The sequence below is a fragment of the Achromobacter sp. GQ309 genome, from assembly GCF_059759315.1.
Window position 1 is genome coordinate 289,575 of the sequence record NZ_JCAXDP010000008.1, and the last position, 18,832, is coordinate 308,406.

An 18,832-nucleotide genomic window follows, 5' to 3' on the forward strand; every position below is an offset into this window, starting at 1 on the left:
AGGGCTCCTTACAGCACTTCCGGGGCCAGCGACACGATCTTCATGAACTTCTCGGTACGCAGTTCACGCGTAACGGGTCCGAAGATGCGGGTGCCGATAGGCTCCAGCTTGGCGTTGAGCAACACGGCGGCATTGCCACCGAAACGAATCAGCGAACCGTCTTTACGGCGCACGCCCTTGGCGGTACGAACCACCACGGCATTGTAAATTTCGCCTTTCTTGACGCGTCCGCGCGGAGCCGCATCTTTGACGCTCACCTTGATGATGTCGCCGATACCGGCATAACGGCGCTTGGAGCCACCGAGCACCTTAATGCACATGACATGACGCGCACCAGTGTTATCGGCCACGTCCAGCGTGGTCTGCATTTGGATCATGATTTTTCCTGTTCCAACTTAACTGGAAATACGGTTTTCCCAACAAGGGAACACTGCAATTCCTGCCAGTTTTGGTCCCGTCAGGTCAGCCGCCCTGCTTTTTTGTCGGCAAGTCCGTACTACTGGACCAGCAACTGGTGGCAACGCAACGACCCTGGGTTGAAATCCTGCGGGTATTCCCCCCGACGCGCTCACCTAACCTTCGGCTAAGTGAATCGACAATCTGGGAAAGCTGATAATTCTAACGTGGTTAATTTTTGAGCGCAAGCACTTTGTTGGGATTGCGCACAAAAGACCACGCCCCCTGTCAAGGGGGTCGGTTTGTCGGGCCATCCGCCCCTATTTCTGGCGGTAGTAGCCCTTCTCCCAGGCGTCATGATTTGCCTTGCCGCGACGGATTTCGTCCGTGAACGGCGCGGCCATGAGCACAAGGCGATTTAGCCATTTTACAGGAGCTCGGCAGGGACGCTCGAAATCCACGAAAAGCACGGCTCTGACGCCGCCGGTGTCGTTGTGCACCTCGTGGGGATACAGGTCGTCAAAGACCACCGCCTGTCCTTCGCGCCAGCTATAGCGCTGGCCGCCGACTTCTATCCAGCAGCGTTCGGGCGGGTCGGGGATAACCAGGCCGAGGTGCAGGCGCAGCACGCCGTTGTACGGCCCCGTGTGCAGCGGGATGCGCTTGCCGGCTTCGAGGATGGAGAAGAAGGCAGTGCGCAGGCCCGGGATGTCCTGCAGGGCTCGCGCCGTGGACGGACATCGGGCAAGGTTGCGTTCAGAGCGCAGGCCATAGCCCAGGAAGACGAACGTCTTCCATCGGTCGTCGGAGGTGATCATGCCCACATCCGGGGAGAGTTCGTGGAAGGCCGGAAGCGCCTGGCGGTCGGCCAGCAGGCTCATCAGTTCGGCCCGAATGGCAGGCGCCCGCGCTTCGAGGGTGGCAACCCACGGGAACTGGCTGTTCTGGAATATCGGCTTGTCGCCGACCAGCGAGGCCTGCGCAATGCGCTGACGCAGCCAGTCAATGAAGCGGAAAACAACCCGCGAATAGAGGCTGGGCTTGGCGGCCGGACGCGCATCGATGGGTTGCACGATGGATATACGGATGACAGCCGAAGATTCCTCATTTTTGTCCACGGCGATGCGCTTGTCCACGGTGGCACGCGTGCCGGCACTTGGCAGGCCAATGGACCCAAGCCCGCGGCGGGGATTGGCTCCTTCCACTGCGGGGAAGCTGGTTTAGACTGCCGTGGGCGACAGCGGTCGCTCTCGCCCTTGGCTACCCATTCCTATTACGCAAGGAACGACAGGCATGTATGAACAGTTGGCGCTGTATATCGACGGCGAATTCGTCGCCGGCGAGGGCAGGCGCACCCAGGACGTCATCAACCCCGCCACGCTCGAGGTGCTGGGCCAGCTGCCTCACGCCACGCAAGCCGATCTGGACCGCGCCCTTGCCGCTGCCCAGCGCGCCTTCGAATCGTGGAAGAAGTCCTCGCCCATGGACCGCTCGGCGATCCTGCGCAAGGTCGCCACGCTGTCGCGAGAGCGCGCCCAGGAGATCGGCCGCAACATGACGCTGGACCAGGGCAAGCCGCTGGCCGAAGCCGTGGGCGAAGTCACCTCCTGCGCGGAACATGCCGACTGGCACGCTGAGGAATGCCGCCGCATTTACGGACGCGTCATCCAGCCGCGCAATCCGGATGTGCGCCAGATCGTGGTGCGCGAACCCATCGGCGTCTGCGCCGCCTTCACGCCCTGGAACTTCCCGTACAACCAAGCCATCCGCAAGATCGCCGCCGCCATCGGCGCCGGCTGCACGGTCGTGCTCAAGGGTCCCGAGGACTCGCCCAGCGCGGTCATGGCGATTGCGCGCATGTTCCACGATGCGGGTCTGCCCAAGGGCTGCCTGAACATCGTCTGGGGCGAACCCGCCACCATCTCCGATTACCTGATCCGTTCGCCGATCGTGCGCAAGGTGTCGTTCACCGGCTCCGTTCCGGTCGGCAAGCAGCTTGCGGCGCTGGCAGGCGCGCACATGAAACGCGTCACCATGGAACTGGGCGGCCACTCGCCCGTGCTGGTGTTCGACGACGCGGACATCGACCGCGCCGCCGAGATGCTGGCCAAGTTCAAGGTGCGCAACGCAGGCCAGGTCTGCGTGTCGCCCACCCGCTTCTACGTGCAGGACGGCGCGTACGAGCAGTTCCTGGCGCGGTTCTCTGAGGTCCTCAAGAACATCAAGGTCGGCGACGGCCTGGAAGCCGGCACCGAGATGGGGCCGCTGGCGCATGAGCGCCGCGTGCCCGCCATGAGCGCCTTCATCGACGACGCCAAGAAGCACGGCGCCAAGGTGGTGGTGGGCGGCGGTCCGCTGGACCGCAAGGGCTTCTTCTTTGCGCCGACCGTGGTCACGGAACTGCCCGACAACGCCATGCTGATGACCGAAGAGCCGTTCGGCCCCGTGGCGCCCGTCGTCCGCTTCAAGGACACCGACGAGGTGCTGCGCCGCGCCAACAGCCTGCCCTTCGGCCTGTCCTCGTACGTGTTCACGAATTCGCTGAAGACCGCGACCAAGGTGTCCAACGGCCTGGAAGCCGGCATGGTCAACATCAATCACTTCGGCAGCGCCCTGGCCGAGACGCCCTTCGGCGGCATCAAGGACAGCGGCATCGGCAGCGAAGGCGGCACGGAGACCTTCGAGGGCTATCTGGTCACCAAGTTCATCACGCACGTCTGATCCTGCGGCCATCGCAAAGCAAAGCCCCGCACCTGGCGTGCGGGGCTTTTTTTTGTCTGCCGTGTGGCGCGGACCGGTTAGGAATTCATGACGCTGTCATGCGGCTCAGTGAGCATTGGGCCCGCTTACAAGCAGCTGACCCAAGCAGTTGACCCAATTAGCTGACCCGCGGCTGCCGCTTCGGCATGGCCCACGCCCATGCCCGACCGCCGCCACACTGAACCCAGGACCCCGCCCCCCAATGACGCTTCGCCCTTCCCGCCCCGTCCGCGCCGCAGCCTCCCTGCTGCTCGTTGCCCTGCTCGCCGCATGCGGCGGCGACAAGGACGACGACAACACGCCACCGCCCGTCGCCGAGACGCCGCCACCGGCCGAAACGCCCGCGCAGCCGCCCGCCCCCGTGCAGGTCGCGTTCATGCCCGACATCCACTTCCATGATGTCTACGCGGACTTCAAGGACGGCTCATTCCCTGGCATCCCCAACCCGAAAGCGGGCGACAACGCGACCATCCGCACGATGTACGCGCAGCTGACGTCCACGCGCCTCTTCAACGAAAACTACTTCGCCTTCCTGGCCGCGCTGGACGACGCCGTGAAACGCGGCGTGAAGTACATCGCACTGCCGGGCGACTTCTCGGACGACGGCCAGCCTGTGCACATGCGCGGCCTGGTCAAGATCATGGACGACTATTCGAAGAAGCACGGCATCCAGTTCTTTGCCGCGCCCGGCAACCATGACCCCAACCGCCCCTTCAACCAACCCGCGGGCAAGGGCGACTACCTTGGCCTGGATCCCGTGACGGGCGCGATCGGCTTCTCGCAGCCGATCTACAGCCGCGGCGCGAACGTATGCAACACCGCCTACAGCGGCGACTGGACGCGCATCGGCAACACCTATTGCACCGAGGAAGTGCTGCACATGGGCTACTCGGGCATCACGACCGCGCTCGAGCAGCATGGCTTCATGCCGCAGCCGCAGAACGTGTATTACGAAACCCCGTACAGCACCTACAAGTACGAAGACTACGATTACGCGACGGCGGTCTCGCAAGCCAACTGGATCAACCGTCAGTACGAGATCTGCGCCGAAGGCACCGGCGGTCCGAACAAGCCGCAGAATTACACGCTGTGCAAGATGGTGCCCGACACGTCGTACGTGGTCGAGCCCGTCGAGGGCCTGTGGCTGGTGGGCCTGGATGCCAACGTCTACGTGCCGACCGGTCCGGGCGCCAACGACTTCACCGGCTCGGGTGACCAGGGCTACAACAAGATGCTGACCCACAAGGCGCACGTCATCACGTGGCTGACCGACGTGGTGGCGCGCGGCAAGGCGCAGGGCAAGCAGGTCATCGCCTTCAGCCACTTCCCGATGTCCGAGTTCTTCAATGGTGCGTCCGACGACATCGAAGCGCTGCTGGGCGCGAACAAGATGCAGATGATCCGCCGTCCCGCGGAGAACACCACGCGCGCGCTGGCCGAGACCGGTTTGAAGGTGCACGTGGGCGGCCACATGCACTTCAACGACATGGCGCTGCGCAACTACGGCGGCGACCACGCGCTCTTCAACATCCAGGCGCCCTCCATGGCCGCCTATGTGCCCGCGTACAAGCTCATGACGCTGCAGAGCGCCGATGAGATCGAAGTGCAGACCATCCGCCTGGACAAGGTGCCGCGCTTCGATGAGCTGTTCGACCTGTACCGCGCGGAAAACGCCTACACCGTGCCGCCGCGCTGGGACGTGTCCATCCTGGACGCCAAGGACTACGGCGATTTCACCTATCGCTACATGAGCGAACTGGTGCGCCTGCGCCTGCTGAACGACGACTGGCGCTGCGAGATGCGCGAGCTGGTCAAGAGCCCGCTGACGGGCGCCGACCTGCTGGCGTTGTCGCAACTGCAGACGACGGTCACGCTCAAGGAATTGGCGAACACCGGCGATCAGAACAATCTGACGCCCGCGTTCTTTGCATGCCTGTCTGACGGCGGCGGCAGCGGCGCCAGCAATCCGGCCTACGCCGCGGATGCCGCCAACGCGCAATCGCGCGCGCAAGCCTTGGCGCAGGCCAACGGCATGCAGCTGGCGGAGTTCGCGCAGTGGACGGCGCTGGAGATGGCCGGGGACTTCGTGCGCCTGGCCAATGCCGGCGACCTCGCGTTTACCGATATCCCGGCGCAGCGCGCCAGCCAGTACAAGCTGCTGGCTCAAGCACTGAACCAGACCAACGCCGCCGTGCAGATGAACGGCAACAACGTCAGCGACGCCAACACGCCCGCAGACCTGTTCAAGGCGCGCTTCAAGCCGCTGATGGCGATCATGCTCAAGCTCGCCAACGGTGCGCCGTCCGAGCACATCCGCCTGGACCTGACGACCAACAGCATCGTCAACCTGTCCAGCCAGCCTTCGCCGTTCTAAGCCTGATTCGAAGGTTCCGAAAGGCCAACGGCCCGCTGATCAAGCGGGCCGTTTTTGTTTGGCGGCATTGCCTGGCGCGCAACGTTCCGCGTTCACGCCTACAAGGCACGCCCGCCCGCGCGCAGGTCCCGCGGCGTCATGCCGAAGCGCTGCTTGAACAGCCGGCTGAAATGCGAAGGATGAGAGAAACCCACCTGATACGCCAGCTCGGCGATGCCGCGATGGCGGTGCCGCGCGTCCAGCAGCAGTTCGCGGCACCGGTCCAACCGCTGCTCGAAAATGAACGACTCCACCGACAACCCGCCCGCGCGCAGGATGCGGTGCAGATAGGCGACCGACACGCCGCAGCCCTGCGCCACCCGCGCGGGAGACAGATCCGGGTCGGCGAGATGCTGGCGGATATAGGCGAGCACACGCGCTCTGTGCGCCACCGTGACGCTGCTGTCCGCCTCCGAGACCTGTCCCTGTCCCGGCTGCACCAGGAAGAGCACGATGAGGTCGATCAGACGCTCGCCCAGTTCGGCGGCCTCGGTCTCGGACCAGCCGTCCATGCCTTTGAACAGGTGATCCATGTAGCCGGCCAGCAGCGCGCCGCGCGGCGACCCGTCGTCGGTACGCAGCTTGTAGAAGGCGCCGATGCGTGAGTCCCGCTGCGACAGTGCACTGCGCGGGAACGAGACGCTCAGGCTGCGGTAGCCCGCCGCGCCGTTCGCGGTTGCCTGATACGGCAGGCTCTGGTTCATCAGATACACGCAACCCGGTTCCACCTGGAATTCCCGGCCCGCTTGTCGCACTGCCAGCGGACCGGCCAGCGGCAGGCCAAAGGTGTAGAACTCCTGATCCAGCCGCGACACGTTGCCCGGCGTGCGTTCCAGCCGCTGGCCCTGGTAATGCAGATCGTTGAATTGAAGGCTGGCGCGTCGCGCATAGCGGACATGGCCCGCGAAATGACCGGGTTTGCCGCCATGCACCTCGAACGGCCCGAAAGCATCGGCCAGCGCGGCGCGCCACGCATCGCGCCGGTCGGCGCCGGCGCTGGCCGAAATGGCGAATTCCGTATCTGGCATGGCACGGTCTCCTGGGGGCTGCGCAAATTGATCTTGCGTCTACATATTGTTGACTCACCCTGCTGTGGGGTGGCCGGCGCATTGTGGGCGCGCTTGCCGCAAGTCTATATTCAGCCCGATAAGCACACAACCTGGACAAACCGGGAGGAGACGCATGGACGAGGCAGGGTCGGCAACCGCGCGCCATACGCCGGCGTCGCGCTATCTGCGCTGCGCGGGACGCGAGTTGCACTACACGGACTGGGGCGCTTCTGACGCGCCGCCCATCATCATGTGGCATGGCCTGGCCCGCACCGGCCGAGACTTTGACGAGCTGGCGCAGGCACTGGCCGGCGACTACCGCGTGATCTGTCCCGACGCGATCGGGCGCGGCCTGTCGCAATGGAGCCCCGATCCGGTCGCCGAGTACCGGCTCGACTTCTACGCCACGTTGGCGCGCGCCCTGCTGGACGGCCTGTCGCTGGCGCGCGTGCGCTGGGTGGGAACGTCCATGGGCGGCGCGACCGGCATGCATGCGGCCGCGACCACGTTGCGTGATCGCATTTCGCACCTGGTCGTCAACGACATCGGACCGGAACTGCCGCAGCCTGCCGTCGAGCGCATCCTGGCCTATGCCGGCAACCCGCCGGCCTTCGACACGGTGACGGAGCTCGAAGCCTGGCTGCGCGCCGCCTACAAACCCTATGGCTGGCAGAGCGACGATCAGTGGCGCCGGATGGCGGAAACGTCGGTGCGCCGGCTGCCCGACGGCCGCGTCACCGCCCATTACGATCCGGCCATCGTCGGGCAGTTCAGCCATCACCCGAACGACTATGACCGGTGGGCCGGCTATGACACGCTGCGCATGCCGACGTTGCTTTTGCGCGGCGCCGAATCGGACCTGCTGCTGCCCGACGTTGCGCACGCCATGACGCAGCGCGGCCCCCGCGCACAGCGCATCGACTTTCCCGATTGCGGGCACGCCCCCGCGCTGAACGTGCCCGCCCAGATCGAACCCATCCGTCAATTTCTCGCCAGGCCGGACGACACGGCCGCGCGCGCCCACTGACACCAGGAGACTTCCATGAAACGCATTCTGCTCGCCGCCATGGCCAGCCTGTGCATGAGTTCCGCGCTGGCGGCAAAGGACTTCGTTGTCGCCCATGTCTATGACAAGACCGGCCCGCTTGAGGCGTACGCCAAGCAGACCCAGAACGGGCTGATGCTGGGGCTGGAATACGCCACGCAGGGCACCATGACGGTGGCCGGGCGCAAGATCCGCGTCATCGAGAAAGACAACCAGGGCAAGCCCGACGTGGCCCGCGCGCAACTCGCGTCCGCCTATGCCGACGACAACGCCGACATCGCGGTCGGTCCGACGTCGTCGGGCGTGGCGCTGGCCATGCTGCCGATCGCGGAGGAATACGAAAAGATCCTGCTGGTGGAGCCGGCGGTGGCCGATTCCATTACCGGCGAGAAGTGGAACAAGTACATCTTCCGCACCGGCCGCAATTCCTCGCAAGACGCCATCGCCAACGCCGTGGCGTTCGACCAGGAAGGCACGTCGATCGCCATGCTGGCGCAGGACTATGCCTTTGGCCGCGACGGCGTCAAGGCCTTCAAGGGCGCGCTCAAGAACGCCAAGATCGTGCACGAAGAATACCTGCCGGCCAACGCGACCGACTTCACGGCCGGCGCGCAGCGGCTGTTCGACGCGCTGAAGGACAAGCCCGGCCGCAAGATCATCTTCATCCTGTGGGCAGGCGCCGGCAATCCGTTCAAGATCGCCGATCTGGATCCCAAGCGCTACGGCATCGAGATCGCCACGGGCGGCAACACGCTGACCGCCATGACGCCGCTCAAATCCCTGGCGGGCATGGAAGGCGCCACGTATTACTACTACGGCATCCCCAAGAACCCGGTCAATGATTGGCTCGTGGCCGAGCATCAGAAGCGTTTCGGCCAACCGCCTGATTTCTTCACCGCGGGCGGCATGGCGTCGGGCGTTGCGATCGTTGCCGCGTTGAACAAGACCGGCGGTGATTCAGATACCGACAAGCTCATCAAGGCGATGGAAGGCATGAGCTTCGATACGCCCAAAGGCAAGATGACCTTCCGGCCCGAGGATCACCAGGCTATGCAGTCGATGTACCACTTCCGGATCAAGAACGATCCCTCGGTGCCATGGGCAGTCCAGGACCTGGTCAAGGAAATCACGCCGGACCAGATGGCCGTGCCTATCCAGAACAAGCGCTGATTCCCGCCGCTCATGCTTGAGACCCATTCGCTCACCGTTCGCTTCGGCGGTCATGTGGCGGTCAATGATGTCAGTTGCGCCTACGCGCCCGGCACCTTGACCGCCATCGTCGGCCCGAACGGCGCCGGCAAGACGACATACTTCAATCTGATTTCGGGGCAGTTGCGCGCCAGTGCCGGCACCGTGACATTGAATGGACGCGATCTGACCACGCTATCCGCGCCGGCCCGCATGCACGCGGGGCTAGGCCGTGCATTTCAGCTGACGCAGCTGTTCCCCCGGCTGAGCGTTCACGAAAACGTTCGGCTTGCCTTGCAGTCTCGGCAACAGGGCATGGGTTGGCGCCACATCCGGTTCTGGCGCACGTGGCACGACGATCGCGGTCTCATGGAGCGTGCCGATGCCCTGCTCGCACGCACGCGGCTGACCGCGCGCCGCGATCAACCCGCCGCCGACCTGCCCCACGGCGACCAGCGCAAGCTGGAAATCGCCATGCTCATCGCGCTGGAGCCTTCGGTGTTCATGTTCGACGAACCTACCGCCGGCATGAGTGTGGACGACGTGCCCGTCGTGCTGGACCTCATCCGCGAACTGAAGGCGGACCCGTCCAAGACCATTCTGCTCGTCGAGCACAAGATGGATGTCGTGCGCGAGCTGGCGGACCGCATCGTCGTGCTGCACAACGGCCGGCTGATGGCCGACGGTGATCCGGCCACCGTGATTGCCTCGCCCATCGTGCAGCAGGCCTACCTGGGCATCAGCGCGCAGGAGGCGGCATGACGGCGCAACCGCTTCTGGAATTGAAGGACGTGCACACGCACATCGGTGCGTATCACATCCTGCACGGCGTGCACCTGTCGGTGCCGGCATCGGCGGTCACCATGCTGCTCGGGCGCAATGGCGCGGGCAAGACGACGACGCTACGCACCATCATGGGATTGTGGCGCGCATCGCAGGGCCAGATCTGCCTGGACGCCAAGCCGATCGGCGGACCCGGCACGCGCACGTCGCCCCCCGACATGGCGCGCATGGGCATGGCTTATGTGCCCGAGAACATGGGCATCTTCGGCGACCTGTCCGTGAAGGAGAACATCCTGCTCGCGGCACGCCTTGCCAGAAATGCCGCGCAACTGGACACCGCCCGGCTGGAATGGATCTTCGGGTTCTTTCCGGCGTTGAAGAAGTTCTGGCTGCACCCCGCCGGCAAACTGTCGGGCGGGCAGAAGCAGATGCTGGCGATGGCGCGCGCGATCATCGAGCCGCGGCGCCTGCTGCTGGTCGACGAACCCAGCAAGGGTCTGGCGCCGGCCATCATTCAGAACATGATCGACGCGTTCATCGAACTCAAGCAGTCCAGTACCACCATCCTGCTGGTCGAACAGAACTTCAACTTTGCCCGCCGCGTTGGCGACTACGCGGCAATCATGGACAACGGCCAGGTCGTGCACGCAGGCGCCATGGCCGACCTGGCCGCGGACGAGGCGCTGCAGACACGCCTTTTGGGCCTGTCACTGGGAAGCCACCAATGAGCACGCTGGACATCGAAGCGCCGCTGCCGCGCGCACGCGCCGACCTCATGCCTGTGCTGCTGGTGCTGGCGCTGGCGGTCATCGCATTGCCCCTGGTAGGGTCGTTTTCCACCTGGGTCACGCTGACTTTCGCCGGGCTGGCGATGGGCATGATCATCTTCATCGTGGCGTCGGGCATGACGCTCGTCTTCGGCCTGATGGACGTGCTCAATTTCGGCCACGGCCTGTTTATTGCCATCGGCGCCTACATGGCGGCCACCGCGCTGGGTTCCATGGCTGACTGGACGCAGTCCGGCAGCCTGTGGACCAATCTGGTCGCCGTGCTGCCAGCCATGATCGTGGGCATGCTGGTGGCGGGCGCCGTGGGCCTGGCATTTGAGCGCGTGATCGTGCGGCCGGTCTACGGCCAGCATCTGAAGCAGATCCTCATCACGATGGGCGGCATGATCATTGGCGAAGAGATCATCAAGATGATGTGGGGACCGCAAACGATCACGTTGCCGTTGCCCGAATCCCTGCGCGGCGCGTTCCTGCTGGGCGACGCCGCCATCGAGAAGTATCGCGTGGTGGCGCTGGTGGTCGGCCTGATCGTGCTGGGCGGCATGTTGTGGGTGTTGAACCGCACCAAGCTTGGCCTGCTGATCCGCGCCGGCGTCGAAGACCGTGAAATGGTCGAAAGCCTGGGCTACCGGATCCGGCATCTGTTTGTCGGCGTATTCGTTGCCGGGTCGATGCTGGCCGGATTGGGCGGCGTGTTGTGGGGGATGTACCAGCAATCCATCGTGCCGCAGTTGGGCGCGCAGGTGAACGTGCTGATCTTCATCGTCATCATGATCGGCGGCCTGGGCTCCACGGTGGGCTGCCTGATCGGCGCGCTGCTGGTCGGGCTGATGGCCAACTACACCGGCTTTCTGATGCCGAAGGCCGCCCTCTTCTCGAACATCGCGCTGATGGTCGCCATTTTGCTGTGGCGCCCGCAAGGCGTGTACCCCGTAACGAACCGCTAGGAGCCGCCGACATGTCGTTTCGCCTGCTTTCCGGCGATCCTCCGCGCAGCGCGATCCTGGCGCTGCTGCTCATGGCAATAGTGGCCGCGCTGGCCGCGGCGCCCTTCCTGTTTCCCGGCCCCAAGGCATTGGCCGTCGCGGCGAAGATCCTCGTCTTCATCGTCCTGGTTGCCAGCTACGACCTGCTGCTGGGATACACCGGCATCGTCAGCTTCGCCCACACCATGTTCTTCGGCATCGGCGCGTACGGCGTGGCGATCGCCAGCATACGCATGGAACCCGGCTGGACGGCGGTGTTTGCCGGGACCGCGGCCGGACTGGCCGTGTCGCTCGCCTTCGCCTTGCTGATCGGCCTGGCCAGTCTGCGCGTGCGCGCCATTTTCTACGCGATGATCACCTTGGCCGTCGCTGCGGCGTTTCAGACGCTGGTGTCGCAGTTGTCGGAATTGACCGGTGGCGAGGATGGCCTGAACTTCAAGGTTCCGCAGATGTTGCGACCGGCGTTCCGTCCGCTTTCCGAACCCCTGTTTGGCGTCACAGTCGACGGACGGATCATCACTTACTACCTGATCGCGGCGGTCTGCGTGGTGCTCTTCCTGATGTTGATGCGCATCGTGAATTCGCCATTCGGCCGCGTGCTGCAGGCGATTCGCGAGAATCCTTTCCGCGCCGAAGCGATCGGCTACCGCACGGTGCTTTACCGAAGCCTGTCGAACCTGCTTGCGGCGGCGTTCGCGACGCTGGCGGGCGCGCTTTACGCGCTTTGGCTGCGCTACAACGGCCCGGACACGACGTTGTCGTTCGAGATCATGCTCAACATCCTGCTGATGGTCGTGATCGGCGGAATGGGCACCATGTACGGCGCAGTGGTCGGTGCGAGCCTGTTCGTGTTCGCGCAGAGCTATCTGCAGGACGGCTTGCATGCCGTGCATGAGGTCGTGGCGGGCATCCCACCGCTGGCCCTGCTGTTCGAGCCGGACCGCTGGCTGCTCTGGCTCGGAATTCTGTTCGTGCTGTCGGTGTATTACTTTCCGACCGGCGTCGCCGGACGGCTGCGGGAGTTTGCTCGGCGCCTATAGGCAGTGCCGCGGAACAACATCGCGTTCCGCGCGTCTGTCATCCGGCCTCAGGCCCTGGGCTAGCGTCCGCCCTGCCTGAGCGTATCGGCACCACGCCTCAACTCATCGACGCGCCGCTGCATGTCGTCCACGCTGCGCTGCGTCTGACTGCTGGTGCGATTCAGTTGAGAACCCGACGGCGTGGGCATCAAGGGCGGCATGGTCATCTGACCGCCTGGGGTCAGCGGAATCATGGCCGGTGGGTGCGGATCCGCATTTGGCGGCGGCGCGTTCAGCACGCGCTCCAATACCTTCAGCTGGTCTCGCTGCGCCTGCAGTGCGCGTTCCTGGTCCAGCAAGCCCTGCTCGTCTTCGTCTTCGGTACCGAAGATGGCGGCATGATCTTTGGATCTTCCATCCAATTGAACCCGCGGATCCGGCCCGGCATTGAGCAGTTGCTTGCCGAGCGTCGTCGCATCCGTCGGCGGTGGCGTGGAACCGCGCGCCGCAGGCGGTGCACCCTCGGTTGCGCTCGCGCCACGTACGCCGGCAGCGGAGCTTGGCAACATCGGAGCGGGAAACGTGCCGGCAATGGCAGCCTCGCCCGCACCAGGCGCGGCGCTGGCGGCGGACGGCATGGGCGCGCCTCGCTCCTGCGCGAACGCGGCGCCGGCGGCCATTGCCATCAAGCACGCGATGGCGACGGCAAGCCCGGCTGATTTGCGGACGATGACCATGCTTCCCTACAAAATTCCCAAATGCGAGACATAAAAAAACGGCAAGGGTTTTGGCCCTTGCCGTTTTATATCAGAACGGCGAACCGTTCCGAGGTGCAGCTTTCACTTAGATGATACGTGCGGCTTCAACCAGACGCACCACACGCCACGACTTCGAGCGCGAGATGGGACGGCCTTCAGCGATTTCAACCGTATCGCCTTCGTTGTACTGGTTCGATTCATCGTGCGCCTTGTACTTCGCGGAACGCATGATGATCTTGCCAAAGATGGGGTGCTTGACGCGGCGCTCAACCAGAACGACGACAGTCTTGTCCATCTTGTTGCTGACGACCTTGCCAACCAGCGTGCGCTGGCGCTTGGCCACTTGGGTGTTTTGAGTTTCGCTCATCTTTATTTCCCTGCCTTCTCGGTCAGCAAGGTGCGGACGCGAGCGATGTCGCGGCGCACGTTGCGCAGCTGGCTGGTGTTGGCCAGTTGCTGCGTGGCTTTCTGCATGCGCAGACCGAATTGGGCCTTCAGCAGGCTTTCGAGCTCTTTGCCGAGCTCGGCGGCGTCTTTCGAACGGAGTTCGCTAGCTTTCATGTTAGTACTCCTTAAGCACCGATATGACGCGCGACGAACGTGGTCGAAATCGGCAGCTTGGCAGCGGCCAGGCGGAAAGCTTCACGCGCGAGCTCTTCGCTAACCCCTTCCATTTCGTAGAGCACCTTGCCGGGCTGGATTTCAGCAACCCAGTACTCCGGGTTGCCCTTACCGTTACCCATACGGACTTCGGCAGGCTTCTGCGAGATGGGCTTATCCGGGAAAATGCGAATCCAGATACGGCCGCCACGCTTGATGTGACGATTGATGGCGCGACGAGCAGCTTCGATCTGACGGGCGGTCAGACGGCCACGGCCGGTAGCCTTCAGGCCGAACTCGCCGAACGACACGTGGGTGCCACGAGTCGCCAGACCGGTGTTGCGGCCCTTCTGCTCTTTGCGATACTTTCTGCGGGAGGGTTGCAGCATGGTTATTCTCCTTCAGGCGCCGGAGCAGCGTCCGCCTTGCGGGGAGCGCGGCCACGACCACCCGGACGACCGGTGCGAGCACCGTCCGGACGATCACCACGCGGAGCGCGGCGCGGACGACGTTCTTCTTCACGCGGGGCTGCGGTTTCCGGCGGCAATTCGCCGTTGGCCAGCATGTCGCCCTTGTAGACCCAGACCTTGATGCCGATCACGCCGTACGTGGTGTGGGCTTCGGAGGTGCCGTAGTCGATGTTGGCCTTGAGGGTGTGCAGCGGCACACGGCCTTCGCGATACCACTCGGTGCGAGCAATTTCGATACCGTTCAGACGGCCCGAGCTCATGATCTTGATGCCTTGGGCACCCAGACGCATGGCGTTCTGCATCGCGCGCTTCATGGCGCGGCGGAACATGATGCGCTTCTCGAGCTGTTGCGAGATCGAGTCGGCGATCAGTTGAGCATCGGTTTCCGGCTTGCGGATTTCTTCGATGTTGACGTGCACGGGCACGCCCATCAGACGCTGCAGATCAGCCTTCAGGCTTTCGATGTCTTCGCCGCGCTTGCCGATCACCACGCCCGGACGAGCCGAGTAGACGGTGATGCGGGCATTCTTGGCGGGACGCTCGATGATCACGCGACCAACGGAGGCGCTCTTGAGCTTCTTCTTCAGGTACTCGCGAACGCGAATGTCTTCGGCCAGCATCGAGCCGAAGGCCTTGTCGTCGGCGAACCAACGCGAGGACCAATTACGGGTGACCGCGAGACGGAACCCAGTGGGGTGAATTTTCTGACCCATCGTGACTCCTTAAGCTCCGACCTTGACCGTGATGTGGCAGGTCTGCTTCTCGATACGGTTGCCGCGGCCCTTGGCGCGAGCGGAGAAGCGCTTCATCGACTGAGCCTTGTCCACGAAGATCGTGGTGACTTTCAGTTCGTCGATGTCGGCGCCGTCGTTGTGCTCGGCGTTGGCGATGGCGGACTCGACAGCCTTCTTCAGGATGACGGCAGCCTTCTTCGGCGAGAAGGTGAGGATTTCCAGCGCACGGCCGACCTTCTGGCCACGGATCAGGTCCGCAACCAAACGGGTCTTCTGAGCGGAGATGTGAACCCCACGGATAATGGCAGTAGTTTCCATCGCTTACCTCTTCGCCTTCTTGTCCGCGGCGTGACCCTTGAACGTACGGGTCAGCGCGAACTCGCCCAGCTTGTGACCGACCATGTTCTCGTTGATATAAACGGGAACATGCTGCTTGCCGTTGTGCACAGCGATCGTCAGACCGATGAACTCGGGCAGGATCGTGGAACGACGCGACCAGGTCTTGATCGGCTTCTTGTCTTTGCCCGCGACGGCCGTGTCCACCTTTTTGATCAGGTGAGCATCGACAAACGGGCCTTTCTTGATCGAACGTGACATAGTGTTCGCCTCTTACTTGCGCTTGCGCCGTTGGACGATCATATTGTTCGTCCGCTTGTTGCGACGGGTCTTGTAACCCTTCGACGGAGTGCCCCACGGGCTGACCGGCTCGCGTGCTTCACCGGTACGACCTTCGCCGCCACCGTGCGGGTGATCCACCGGGTTCATGGCAACGCCACGAACGGTCGGGCGGACACCGCGCCAACGCATTGCACCGGCCTTGCCGATTTGGCGCAGGCTGTGTTCTTCGTTACCGACTTCACCGATGGTGGCGCGGCATTCGATGTGCACACGGCGGACTTCACCCGAGCGCAGACGCACCTGAGCGTAGATGCCTTCGCGAGCCAGCAGGACGGCGGAAGCGCCAGCCGAGCGGACCATCTGGGCACCCTTGCCGGGGAGCATTTCGACGCAGTGGATCGTCGTACCGACCGGGATATTGCGGATCGGCAGCGTGTTGCCAGCGCGGATCGGAGCATCGGTGCCCGACAGCACGGTCGCACCGACTTCCAGGCCACGGGGAGCGATGATGTAACGACGTTCGCCGTCGGCGTAGCACAGCAGAGCAATGTGCGCCGTACGGTTGGGGTCATATTCCAGACGCTCGACCTTTGCCGGGATGCCGTCCTTATCGCGACGGAAGTCGACGATACGGTAGTGCTGCTTGTGACCACCGCCACGATGACGGATCGTGATGTGACCGTTGTTGTTACGGCCGGAACCACGGGTCTTCTTTTCGAGCAGCGGCGCGTAGGGCTCACCCTTGTGCAGGTTCGGGCTGACAACCTTCACCATGCCACGGCGGCCAGCCGAAGTCGGCTTAACTTTTACGAGGGCCATTTACTTCACCTCCGCAAAGTCGATTTCCTGGCCGTCCTTGAGCGAGACGTAAGCCTTGCGCTCATTACGGCGACGGCCAACGAATCGGCCAAAGCGCTTGACTTTGCCCTTACGGTTGAGGACCTGCACGGACTCGACCTGCACCTTGAAGAGCAGTTCGACGGCAGCCTTGATTTCCGGCTTGGTAGCGTCAGCCACGACACGGAAAGCGACTTGCTGATTCTTCTCAGCGACGAACGTGGCCTTTTCGGTCACGATCGGAGCCAGAATGACTTGCATCAAGCGTTCAGCGTTCATCCCAGCATCTCCTCGAGTTGAGCGATGGCCGGCTTGGTGATCAGCACTTTCTTGTAGTGGACCAGCGACAACGGATCGGCATAACGGGGCTCGACAACGGCAACGTGCGGCAGGTTGCGGGTGGCGAGGTAAACATTTTCATCGACGCTGTCGGTGATGATCAGGACCGAGTCCAGGCCCAGGCTCTTCAGCTTTGCAGCGGCAGCCTTGGTCTTGGGCGATTCCAGATCAAACGATTCAACGACGGCGATGCGGTCTTCGCGAGCGAGCTGCGACAGGATCGAACGGATCCCGGCGCGGTACATCTTCTTGTTGACCTTCTGGCTGAAGTTCTCTTCGGGCGAGTTCGGGAAAGTCCGACCACCACCACGCCACAGCGGCGACGAAGTCATACCAGCGCGAGCGCGGCCGGTACCCTTTTGACGCCAGGGCTTCTTGGTGGAGTGCTTGACTTCCGTACGGTCCTTCTGAGCACGATTGCCGGAACGCGCGTTGGCTTGGAAAGCCACGACGATCTGGTGAATCAACGCTTCGTTGAAGTCACGGCCGAAGATCGTGTCCGGCGCGCTGAACGTAGCAGCGGCCTGACCTTGGTCGTTCAGGAGCTTGAGATCCATTTACTTACGCTCCCTTCTTGGCCGGGGCCTTGATGGCCGGGCGCACAACGATGTCGGCGCCAGCGTGGCCGGGGACAGCGCCCTTGACCAGCAGCAGGCCGCGCTCAACGTCAACGCGAACGACGTCGAGGTTTTGAACGGTGCGGGTGACGTCACCCAGGTGACCGGCCATGCGCTTACCCGGGAAAATGCGGCCCGGATCTTGTGCTTGACCAATCGAGCCCGGAACGCGGTGCGAACGGGAGTTACCGTGCGACGCGCGCTGCGAACCGAAGTTGTGACGCTTGATGGTACCGGCGAAGCCTTTACCAATGGTCGTGCCCGTGACGTCGACCTGTTGGCCGGCTTCGAACACGGATTCCACGGCGATCACGGAACCGGCCGCAAATTCAGCGGCGCGAGCGGGATCAAGGCGGAATTCTTTGAGGATGCTACCGGCTTCAGCGCCGGCCTTGGCGTAGTGGCCCGTTTGCGGCTGAGCCACACGCGAGGCACGACGAGTGCCATAAGCCACCTGGATGGCGGCGTAGCCGTCGGTTTCCAGCGACTTAACTTGGGTCACGCGGTTGTTGGACACGTCCAGCACGGTCACCGGGATGGATTCACCTTCCTCGGTAAAAATGCGGGTCATGCCGACCTTGCGACCCACCAGCCCCAGCCGGTGAGCGGCGGGCGTGGGTGTCGAATTCGACATCGTTTTCTCCATTCCCGACTGCGATTGGTCGGGGCTAATCAGGCAAAAGGTAACGGCCTTTGCCCTACGACTATGTTCAACCTGGACTAGGCGCAGCGCCCTCAAACAGCAAGGTGGCCTGGGCTTTGTCCATAGTTAGACTTGCCACAAAATGGCAAGCTTCGCATATTAGCATGTTTTTTCTAAGCGGCACAAGCACTTAGCGGATTCAAGCCATGCCTCGGTGGGCATTTTTTCCACGGTTTGCGCGGCCTGGCGGGCACGCTGCCTTCCAGCGTCGTTTGAGCAGGTAGTGAGCACATGCTTACATGCTCGTTCGGGCCGGAACGCCAAAACAAAATGGCCGCAGTCCCGAGGGAGTGCGGCCATTTTTTTACGAACCTGCCGGCGAAGGTAGCAGGCCCGGAGCGTCTTACTGCAGCGCGATTTCGACGTCGACGCCGGCCGGCAGGTCCAGACGCATCAGGGCGTCAACGGTCTTGTCGGTGGGATCAACGATGTCCATCAGGCGCTGATGGGTACGGATTTCGAACTGGTCACGCGACGTCTTGTTGACGTGCGGCGAACGCAGAACGTCGTAGCGACGGATACGCGTGGGCAGCGGCACCGGACCGCGGACGACAGCGCCCGTGCGCTTGGCGGTGTCGACGATTTCGGCGGCCGATTGATCGATCAGCTTGTAATCGAAGGCTTTCAAGCGGATGCGGATCTTTTGGTTTTTCATGGCGTTTCCTAAAGAACGAGACGCGAGGGCGGGATCACGCCCTCGCTGGTTGGGTGCTGCTTAATAGATCCGAA

The 18,832-nt window shown here is 63.3% G+C and carries 23 protein-coding genes; 8 read left to right on the top strand and 15 right to left on the bottom strand.

Features of this window, described 5'->3' with window-relative positions; translation table 11 throughout:
- Nucleotides 1–8: 8 nt before the first annotated feature.
- Together rplN and AC6CIE_RS24460 are read right to left on the bottom strand one after the other, a co-directional pair.
- Nucleotides 9–377 carry a 50S ribosomal protein L14 gene (gene rplN / locus AC6CIE_RS24455; protein ID WP_006216531.1) on the bottom strand — a complete coding sequence of 123 codons (369 nt, stop codon included), beginning with the start codon at nucleotides 375–377 and terminating at the stop codon, nucleotides 9–11.
- 339 nt (nucleotides 378–716) lie between these two features.
- Nucleotides 717–1,469 (bottom strand): aspartyl/asparaginyl beta-hydroxylase domain-containing protein, encoded by a 753-nt coding sequence (locus AC6CIE_RS24460; protein WP_175137164.1) that lies wholly within the window; start codon nucleotides 1,467–1,469, stop codon nucleotides 717–719.
- A gap of 220 nt (nucleotides 1,470–1,689) precedes the next feature.
- On the opposite strand from AC6CIE_RS24460, the gene AC6CIE_RS24465 reads away from it, so the two are divergent.
- A complete protein-coding gene (locus tag AC6CIE_RS24465) occupies nucleotides 1,690–3,117 on the top strand; it encodes an NAD-dependent succinate-semialdehyde dehydrogenase (protein WP_175124782.1) in 1,428 nt (475 codons plus the stop codon).
- Nucleotides 3,118–3,358: 241 nt separating this feature from the next.
- Complete coding sequence (locus AC6CIE_RS24470) at nucleotides 3,359–5,530, top strand: metallophosphoesterase (protein ID WP_498094363.1); 2,172 nt, start codon at nucleotides 3,359–3,361, stop codon at nucleotides 5,528–5,530.
- A 98-nt stretch (nucleotides 5,531–5,628) separates the two neighbouring features.
- Here AC6CIE_RS24470 and AC6CIE_RS24475 read toward each other — a convergent pair whose 3' ends face one another.
- On the bottom strand, nucleotides 5,629–6,597 hold the full coding sequence (locus AC6CIE_RS24475) for an AraC-like ligand-binding domain-containing protein (protein WP_175124784.1): 969 nt from the start codon (nucleotides 6,595–6,597) through the stop codon (nucleotides 5,629–5,631).
- 154 nt (nucleotides 6,598–6,751) lie between these two features.
- Here AC6CIE_RS24475 and AC6CIE_RS24480 point away from each other — a divergent pair, with 154 nt between their 5' ends.
- The 6 genes from AC6CIE_RS24480 to AC6CIE_RS24505 are packed head-to-tail and all read left to right on the top strand — an operon-like array spanning nucleotide 6,752 to nucleotide 12,448.
- Nucleotides 6,752–7,645 (top strand): alpha/beta fold hydrolase, encoded by an 894-nt coding sequence (locus tag AC6CIE_RS24480; RefSeq protein ID WP_498094365.1) that lies wholly within the window; start codon nucleotides 6,752–6,754, stop codon nucleotides 7,643–7,645.
- 15 nt (nucleotides 7,646–7,660) lie between these two features.
- Nucleotides 7,661–8,833: a substrate-binding domain-containing protein gene (locus AC6CIE_RS24485; protein ID WP_498094367.1), complete on the top strand. Its 1,173-nt coding sequence runs from the start codon at nucleotides 7,661–7,663 to the stop codon at nucleotides 8,831–8,833.
- 12 nt (nucleotides 8,834–8,845) lie between these two features.
- The gene (locus AC6CIE_RS24490) at nucleotides 8,846–9,613 is read left to right on the top strand and encodes an ABC transporter ATP-binding protein (RefSeq protein ID WP_498094369.1); all 768 of its coding nucleotides are present in this window, start codon (nucleotides 8,846–8,848) and stop codon (nucleotides 9,611–9,613) included.
- On the top strand, nucleotides 9,610–10,362 hold the full coding sequence (locus tag AC6CIE_RS24495; protein WP_498094371.1) for an ABC transporter ATP-binding protein: 753 nt from the start codon (nucleotides 9,610–9,612) through the stop codon (nucleotides 10,360–10,362). The genes AC6CIE_RS24490 and AC6CIE_RS24495 overlap by 4 nt, the downstream gene beginning before the upstream one ends.
- Nucleotides 10,359–11,369 carry a branched-chain amino acid ABC transporter permease gene (locus AC6CIE_RS24500; RefSeq protein ID WP_498094373.1) on the top strand — a complete coding sequence of 337 codons (1,011 nt, stop codon included), beginning with the start codon at nucleotides 10,359–10,361 and terminating at the stop codon, nucleotides 11,367–11,369. Before AC6CIE_RS24495 ends, AC6CIE_RS24500 begins: the two co-directional genes overlap by 4 nt.
- Nucleotides 11,370–11,380: 11 nt before the next feature.
- The gene (locus AC6CIE_RS24505) at nucleotides 11,381–12,448 is read left to right on the top strand and encodes a branched-chain amino acid ABC transporter permease (RefSeq protein ID WP_498094375.1); all 1,068 of its coding nucleotides are present in this window, start codon (nucleotides 11,381–11,383) and stop codon (nucleotides 12,446–12,448) included.
- 59 nt (nucleotides 12,449–12,507) lie between these two features.
- Here the strand turns inward: AC6CIE_RS24505 and AC6CIE_RS24510 are convergent, their stop codons facing one another.
- The 12 genes from AC6CIE_RS24510 to rpsJ form a co-directional block, all read right to left on the bottom strand.
- Nucleotides 12,508–13,164: a hypothetical protein gene (locus tag AC6CIE_RS24510; RefSeq protein ID WP_255595099.1), complete on the bottom strand. Its 657-nt coding sequence runs from the start codon at nucleotides 13,162–13,164 to the stop codon at nucleotides 12,508–12,510.
- Nucleotides 13,165–13,270: 106 nt separating this feature from the next.
- The gene (rpsQ, locus tag AC6CIE_RS24515; RefSeq protein ID WP_006216549.1) at nucleotides 13,271–13,552 is read right to left on the bottom strand and encodes a 30S ribosomal protein S17; all 282 of its coding nucleotides are present in this window, start codon (nucleotides 13,550–13,552) and stop codon (nucleotides 13,271–13,273) included.
- 2 nt (nucleotides 13,553–13,554) lie between these two features.
- Nucleotides 13,555–13,746: a 50S ribosomal protein L29 gene (gene rpmC, locus AC6CIE_RS24520; protein ID WP_003806912.1), complete on the bottom strand. Its 192-nt coding sequence runs from the start codon at nucleotides 13,744–13,746 to the stop codon at nucleotides 13,555–13,557.
- Nucleotides 13,747–13,757: 11 nt separating this feature from the next.
- Entirely contained in the window at nucleotides 13,758–14,174 is a 417-nt protein-coding gene (gene rplP / locus AC6CIE_RS24525; RefSeq protein ID WP_006389610.1) for a 50S ribosomal protein L16, read from the bottom strand.
- 2 nt (nucleotides 14,175–14,176) lie between these two features.
- A complete protein-coding gene (gene rpsC, locus AC6CIE_RS24530; RefSeq protein ID WP_008168950.1) occupies nucleotides 14,177–14,968 on the bottom strand; it encodes a 30S ribosomal protein S3 in 792 nt (263 codons plus the stop codon).
- A 9-nt stretch (nucleotides 14,969–14,977) separates the two neighbouring features.
- Complete coding sequence (gene rplV / locus AC6CIE_RS24535; protein WP_006227021.1) at nucleotides 14,978–15,307, bottom strand: 50S ribosomal protein L22; 330 nt, start codon at nucleotides 15,305–15,307, stop codon at nucleotides 14,978–14,980.
- A gap of 3 nt (nucleotides 15,308–15,310) precedes the next feature.
- Nucleotides 15,311–15,586 (bottom strand): 30S ribosomal protein S19, encoded by a 276-nt coding sequence (rpsS, locus tag AC6CIE_RS24540; protein WP_006216555.1) that lies wholly within the window; start codon nucleotides 15,584–15,586, stop codon nucleotides 15,311–15,313.
- Between the two features lie 12 nt (nucleotides 15,587–15,598).
- A complete protein-coding gene (rplB, locus tag AC6CIE_RS24545) occupies nucleotides 15,599–16,426 on the bottom strand; it encodes a 50S ribosomal protein L2 (protein WP_056327037.1) in 828 nt (275 codons plus the stop codon).
- Nucleotides 16,427–16,723, bottom strand: a complete 297-nt coding sequence (gene rplW, locus AC6CIE_RS24550) for a 50S ribosomal protein L23 (RefSeq protein WP_006216557.1) — start codon at nucleotides 16,721–16,723, stop codon at nucleotides 16,427–16,429.
- Nucleotides 16,720–17,340 carry a 50S ribosomal protein L4 gene (gene rplD / locus AC6CIE_RS24555; protein WP_008168948.1) on the bottom strand — a complete coding sequence of 207 codons (621 nt, stop codon included), beginning with the start codon at nucleotides 17,338–17,340 and terminating at the stop codon, nucleotides 16,720–16,722. The genes rplW and rplD overlap by 4 nt, the downstream gene beginning before the upstream one ends.
- Before the next feature lie 4 nt (nucleotides 17,341–17,344).
- On the bottom strand, nucleotides 17,345–18,034 hold the full coding sequence (gene rplC, locus AC6CIE_RS24560; protein ID WP_008168945.1) for a 50S ribosomal protein L3: 690 nt from the start codon (nucleotides 18,032–18,034) through the stop codon (nucleotides 17,345–17,347).
- Nucleotides 18,035–18,446: 412 nt separating this feature from the next.
- Nucleotides 18,447–18,758, bottom strand: a complete 312-nt coding sequence (rpsJ, locus tag AC6CIE_RS24565) for a 30S ribosomal protein S10 (protein WP_003806903.1) — start codon at nucleotides 18,756–18,758, stop codon at nucleotides 18,447–18,449.
- Nucleotides 18,759–18,832: the final 74 nt, after the last annotated feature.

Bases quoted from the DNA above. Each gene is read 5' to 3' on its own strand.
- rpsC (WP_008168950.1), bottom strand. From the start codon at position 14,968: ATGGGTCAGAAAATTCACCCCACTGGGTTCCGTCTCGCGGTCACCCGT.
- AC6CIE_RS24510 (WP_255595099.1), bottom strand. From the start codon at position 13,164: ATGGTCATCGTCCGCAAATCAGCCGGGCTTGCCGTCGCCATCGCGTGC.
- rpsQ (WP_006216549.1), bottom strand. From the start codon at position 13,552: ATGAGCGAAACTCAAAACACCCAAGTGGCCAAGCGCCAGCGCACGCTG.
- AC6CIE_RS24470 (WP_498094363.1), top strand. From the start codon at position 3,359: ATGACGCTTCGCCCTTCCCGCCCCGTCCGCGCCGCAGCCTCCCTGCTG.
- rplW (WP_006216557.1), bottom strand. From the start codon at position 16,723: ATGAACGCTGAACGCTTGATGCAAGTCATTCTGGCTCCGATCGTGACC.
- AC6CIE_RS24490 (WP_498094369.1), top strand. From the start codon at position 8,846: ATGCTTGAGACCCATTCGCTCACCGTTCGCTTCGGCGGTCATGTGGCG.
- rplN (WP_006216531.1), bottom strand. From the start codon at position 377: ATGATCCAAATGCAGACCACGCTGGACGTGGCCGATAACACTGGTGCG.
- AC6CIE_RS24500 (WP_498094373.1), top strand. From the start codon at position 10,359: ATGAGCACGCTGGACATCGAAGCGCCGCTGCCGCGCGCACGCGCCGAC.
- rplC (WP_008168945.1), bottom strand. From the start codon at position 18,034: ATGTCGAATTCGACACCCACGCCCGCCGCTCACCGGCTGGGGCTGGTG.
- rplV (WP_006227021.1), bottom strand. From the start codon at position 15,307: ATGGAAACTACTGCCATTATCCGTGGGGTTCACATCTCCGCTCAGAAG.
- rpmC (WP_003806912.1), bottom strand. From the start codon at position 13,746: ATGAAAGCTAGCGAACTCCGTTCGAAAGACGCCGCCGAGCTCGGCAAA.
- AC6CIE_RS24465 (WP_175124782.1), top strand. From the start codon at position 1,690: ATGTATGAACAGTTGGCGCTGTATATCGACGGCGAATTCGTCGCCGGC.
- AC6CIE_RS24475 (WP_175124784.1), bottom strand. From the start codon at position 6,597: ATGCCAGATACGGAATTCGCCATTTCGGCCAGCGCCGGCGCCGACCGG.
- rplP (WP_006389610.1), bottom strand. From the start codon at position 14,174: ATGCTGCAACCCTCCCGCAGAAAGTATCGCAAAGAGCAGAAGGGCCGC.
- AC6CIE_RS24495 (WP_498094371.1), top strand. From the start codon at position 9,610: ATGACGGCGCAACCGCTTCTGGAATTGAAGGACGTGCACACGCACATC.
- rpsJ (WP_003806903.1), bottom strand. From the start codon at position 18,758: ATGAAAAACCAAAAGATCCGCATCCGCTTGAAAGCCTTCGATTACAAG.
- rplD (WP_008168948.1), bottom strand. From the start codon at position 17,340: ATGGATCTCAAGCTCCTGAACGACCAAGGTCAGGCCGCTGCTACGTTC.
- rplB (WP_056327037.1), bottom strand. From the start codon at position 16,426: ATGGCCCTCGTAAAAGTTAAGCCGACTTCGGCTGGCCGCCGTGGCATG.
- rpsS (WP_006216555.1), bottom strand. From the start codon at position 15,586: ATGTCACGTTCGATCAAGAAAGGCCCGTTTGTCGATGCTCACCTGATC.
- AC6CIE_RS24485 (WP_498094367.1), top strand. From the start codon at position 7,661: ATGAAACGCATTCTGCTCGCCGCCATGGCCAGCCTGTGCATGAGTTCC.
- AC6CIE_RS24505 (WP_498094375.1), top strand. From the start codon at position 11,381: ATGTCGTTTCGCCTGCTTTCCGGCGATCCTCCGCGCAGCGCGATCCTG.
- AC6CIE_RS24480 (WP_498094365.1), top strand. From the start codon at position 6,752: ATGGACGAGGCAGGGTCGGCAACCGCGCGCCATACGCCGGCGTCGCGC.